The 4,256-nt window shown below is 63.1% G+C and carries 5 protein-coding genes; 1 reads left to right on the plus strand and 4 read right to left on the minus strand.

The genetic code is table 11. The features are described from left to right. The 4 genes from B3V69_RS16010 to B3V69_RS16025 all read right to left on the minus strand — a co-directional run. A partial coding sequence (locus B3V69_RS16010) for a metallophosphoesterase family protein (protein ID WP_296448013.1) occupies positions 1-158 on the minus strand: 158 nt, incomplete at its 3' end. A 138-nt stretch (positions 159-296) separates the two neighbouring features. Further along, positions 297-1,415 carry a DUF2855 family protein gene (locus B3V69_RS16015; protein ID WP_296448007.1) on the minus strand — a complete coding sequence of 373 codons (1,119 nt, stop codon included), beginning with the start codon at positions 1,413-1,415 and terminating at the stop codon, positions 297-299. 109 nt (positions 1,416-1,524) lie between these two features. Beyond that, positions 1,525-1,953 carry an organic hydroperoxide resistance protein gene (locus B3V69_RS16020; RefSeq protein ID WP_296448008.1) on the minus strand — a complete coding sequence of 143 codons (429 nt, stop codon included), beginning with the start codon at positions 1,951-1,953 and terminating at the stop codon, positions 1,525-1,527. A 70-nt stretch (positions 1,954-2,023) separates the two neighbouring features. Continuing rightward, positions 2,024-2,479 carry a MarR family winged helix-turn-helix transcriptional regulator gene (locus B3V69_RS16025; protein WP_296448009.1) on the minus strand — a complete coding sequence of 152 codons (456 nt, stop codon included), beginning with the start codon at positions 2,477-2,479 and terminating at the stop codon, positions 2,024-2,026. 281 nt (positions 2,480-2,760) lie between these two features. Between B3V69_RS16025 and B3V69_RS16030 the strand changes: the two genes are divergently transcribed. Continuing rightward, positions 2,761-4,256: GMC family oxidoreductase (locus B3V69_RS16030; RefSeq protein WP_296448010.1), on the plus strand; the 1,496-nt coding region annotated here is incomplete at its 3' end.

Genomic DNA, 4,256 nt, shown 5'->3' on the forward strand with positions numbered 1-4,256 from the left:
TCCTGCGCTCTTCTGACCACGGCCACCGGGTCGGCCCCGTAACCCACCAGATCGCCCAACAGCGCAAACTGCTGCGCACCCTGCTCGCGGGCATGCGCCAGGCAGGCATCAAAGGCCTGAATGTTCGCGTGAATGTCTGACAGCAGCGCCAGCTTCATGGTGCCCCTTGTGTAGTTATCAGTACATCATGCCCGATTGTGCTGACGACAAGTTTGCACCGCATCCTTCTCGCCATTTTTGATGCAAGTCAAGGCCGCGCGCCACGCCCGGTGGCGACGGTTGGGGCGGTTCGAACGCTAGTTCAGCGACAGCATGTGGCCGCGCCGCGGGTCACCCCGCCCACCCAGCACGTGGCGGTACGCGGCCGCCACGGCCACCGGCCCCTGATGCTGCTCAGCCACCAGCCACACCGCCGCCGGGTCATTGACCTTGGCGACAAAAGCCTGCCAGGCCTGCAGCAGGCGCTGCCCGAGTCCTTCGGCACCCCAATCCGTGCTGCGTTTCTTGATCTGTGCCGGGGCGAAAAACAGGGTGGCTCTTGGCCCGGGCAGGTCTTTGGCGCCACCGAGCTGTTCGACGTGCGTGCCGCCGATGGAACTGCTGTACTTCAGATTCTTGAAGCGGGTGTGAATGGCACGGCGCAGGTCGGCATTGCCGGCAAAGTCGATATAGACACAGGGCGCGTCCGCGTCCAACTGGTCGAGCTGATCGTAGGTCAGCACGCGGTGGTAGCAACCCAGGCTCTCGCAAAACGCGACGTTGGCCGTCGATGTCAAACCCACGACCTCAATCCCCTGGCGCTGTGCCAGCTGGAACGCGGTGCCATACGCCGTTTTGCTCGATGCACTGGACAACAACATGACCGCCGGTTGCGCACCCGTCGCGAGCGCGCCAAAGAAGTCGTTGTCGGCCAGAAAATCGTCAATCAGCCATGAGGTAATGAACAGCGGACGCAGCAGGGCTTGCGTGTCTTCACTGTGTAGCGTGTAAAACGGGTCGGCGCTGCAACGCAAATACTGGTTGTACACCGGGTGCAAGCTGGCCCGGTGCGCCGCGCCATCCGAGAACCCGGTCGGCGACAGACGCGTGGGTTGCAACACCACGCTGCTGGACATCGGGTAGTAACCATAGAGCTTCTCGCCCACCGCCACACCGGGATGCAGTGACTGCACCACGGTCGCAAAACCCCACACCGGGATGCGCCCCCAGTTGCCATCGCCTGGCGCGCTGACCGGGAAGAAAGACCAATAGTTCATCGCCTCGCCAAAGGCGGCGTAGGTGATGTTGTTGGAGGTCAGCGCAAACTTGTCAATGCGCACGCGGATCTCGCCGTCGTTCAAGGGCAGTTCCGGCGTGCTGCGCAGTTCGGTGGTGGCGAGTTGGTCTTTGCGGACCAGAAAATCAAGTGTAGTCATGCTGCAACCATATTTGAGACGGCCCGCGCCGTCAATCGGAACAGGCCGCCAAGGTGACAAGGACATTTCACCCGCCTGGACTTTGAATTACGCCAGCGCGGGCTTTGAATTACGCGAGCGTAATGGTCACTTCAATGTTGCCGCGCGTGGCGTTGGAGTAGGGGCACACTTCATGAGCCTTGTTGACCAGGGCCTGGGCGACCGCGCGGTCCATGCCGGGCAGGCTCACCACCAATTGCACCTCGATGCCGAAGCCGGCGGGAATCTGGCCAATGCCGACCGTGGCGTTGATGGAGGCATCGGCCGGCATGGCCAGCTTTTGCGTGCCGGCCACGAATTTCATGGCGCCAATGAAGCAGGCGCTGTAGCCCGCAGCGAACAGCTGCTCGGGGTTGACGCCGCCGCCCGCGCCGCCCATTTCTTTGGGCACGGTCAGCTTGAGGTCCAGCAAGCCGTCGGAAGACTTGACGGTGCCATCACGGCCACCGGTGGCCGTGGCGTGGGCTTGGTAGATAACTTTTTCGACTTTGGTGGCCATGGTGTTTCCTTGGAGAAAAGCTTCTTGAATTGAAGCGGGTTGAAAAGAGGAGATGAAAATCAATGCCGCATCAGACCGTCAGCTGGCGGCGCAGGGCCTGCACCTTTTGGGTGAGGGCCATCAGCTCGGGGATGGGACAGTGGGTGGCGCTGACCACGCAAGCCGGCACCTTGGCGGCCTTCGCCTTGAGTTTGCGGCCCGCCGCGGTAAGGGATATCTGCACCCGCCGCTCGTCCTGGGCCGAGCGCGCGCGCACCAGCAGGTCGGCGGCTTCCATGCGCTTGAGCAAAGGCGTCAGCGTGCCGGAGTCCAGAAACAGGCGCTCACCCAGCGCCGACACGGAAACGTCATCCTGCTCCCACAACACCAGCATCACCAAGTACTGCGGATAGGTGAGCCCCAAGGCTTCGAGCAGCGGCTTGTAGAGCTTGGTCATGGCCAGCGAGGTGGAATACAGCGCAAAGCACAACTGGTTGTCCAGCAGCAGGGCGGGGTTGACTTGGGAGGCGGGGTTTTGCGTTGACATGGCGCAACTATAGCACACAATTAAGTTGCGTGCAATCTATATACCGCAGCGAACAGATGCCTGACACCGATCCGGGATTCGATCGGGCCGTCAGCGACCCGTAAACCGGGCGGCGCGCCTTTCCTCAATGCGAGCCAACTTGAAAGACTGCGTCGTCGTCTACGGCCGTGCGCTCAGCCCTACCCCTGGCGACAACCCTGTAGCCGTGCGCCCGAGTTTGCGGTAACGTACGCTCTGGGACCCACCACAAGATGATCCACCAAGGTGCCCAGGAGACCCATATGTTTGACTACATCATCGTCGGCGCAGGCTCTGCCGGCTGCGTGCTGGCGGCACGGCTGAGCGAGAACCCGGCCATCATGGTGGCGCTGCTGGAAGCCGGCCCCGCCGACAGCAGCGTGCTGATCCACTGCCCGGCCGGGCTGGCCCTGATCGCCAAGAATGGGCAGGCCAACTGGAAGTTTGATACCGTGCCGCAGCCCGGTCTGAATGGCCGCCGTGGTTACCAACCACGCGGCAAGGTGCTGGGCGGCTCCAGTTCGGTGAACGCCATGATTTACGCCCGCGGCCACCGCGATGACTACGACCACTGGGCGGCGGAGGGCAACCCCGGCTGGGCCTATGACGACGTGCTGCCTTACTTCAAACGCGCGGAACACAACGAGCGCGGTGCCGACGCCTTCCACGGTGCCGACGGCCCGCTCAATGTGATGGATTTGCGCAGCCCCAACCGCTTTGGGCCGGTGTTTGTGGCGGCCGGGCAGCAGGCCGGTTTTGTGCACAACACTGACTTCAACGGCGCCCAGCAGGAAGGGGTGGGCATGTTCCAGGTGACGCACAAAAATGGCGAGCGTTTCAGCGCGGCCGATGCCTACCTGACGCCCCACTTGTCGCGCCCCAACCTGCGCGTGTTCACGGGCGCGCACACCACCCGCGTCCTGATGGAGCGCAAACGCGCGGTGGGCGTGGAACTCCACCACGAAGGACAGGTGAAACAGCTCAAGGCCGCGCGCGAGGTGCTGCTGTGCGCGGGGGCCTTGCAGTCGCCCCAGATCCTCATGCTCTCCGGCATTGGCCCGCATGCGCATCTGCTGGAAAACGGCATTGCCACCGTGCACGATCTGCCAGGCGTGGGGCAACACCTGCACGACCACGTGGACGTGGTGCAGGTGGTCGATGCCCCGCAGGCCAAAGAGTTGTTTGGCCTGTCACTGAGCGGCATGGTGCGCGCCATCAAGGGCATTTTCGAGTGGCGCAATTTGCGCAGCGGCATGCTCACCACCAATTTCGCCGAGGCCGGTGGCTTCATCAAGAGCCAGCCCAGTGAGGCCATCCCGGACCTGCAATTGCACTTTGTCATCGCCAAACTGCTCAATCATGGCCGCACCACCACCTTTGGCCATGGCTACTCGTGCCACGTGTGCCTGCTGCGTCCGCGCAGCCGTGGCAGTGTCACACTGGCCAGCAAAGACCCGCTGGAGCCGCCGATGATTGATCCCAATTTTCTGGGGGAACGTGACGACATGGACCGCCTGATTCGCGGCTTCAAGCTGATGCGCCAGATTCTGTCGCAGCCCGCACTGGCGGGGATTGGCGGCAAAGAACTGGCGGCCTCCGCCGCCGCCCAAAGCGACGCCCAGATCGAGCACTACATCCGCGACCACGCCGATACCATCTACCACCCTGTCGGCAGCTGCCGCATGGGCAATGGACCGCTGGACGTGGTCGACGCCCAGTTGCGCGTGCGCGGCATCGACGCCCTGCGCGTGGTGGACGC

Origin of the sequence: Rhodoferax sp. UBA5149 (assembly GCF_002413825.1) — a bacterium.
GTDB lineage: Bacteria > Pseudomonadota > Gammaproteobacteria > Burkholderiales > Burkholderiaceae_C > Rhodoferax.

Bases quoted from the DNA above. Each gene is read 5' to 3' on its own strand.
- B3V69_RS16015 (WP_296448007.1), bottom strand. From the start codon at position 1,415: ATGACTACACTTGATTTTCTGGTCCGCAAAGACCAACTCGCCACCACC.
- B3V69_RS16020 (WP_296448008.1), bottom strand. From the start codon at position 1,953: ATGGCCACCAAAGTCGAAAAAGTTATCTACCAAGCCCACGCCACGGCC.
- B3V69_RS16025 (WP_296448009.1), bottom strand. From the start codon at position 2,479: ATGTCAACGCAAAACCCCGCCTCCCAAGTCAACCCCGCCCTGCTGCTG.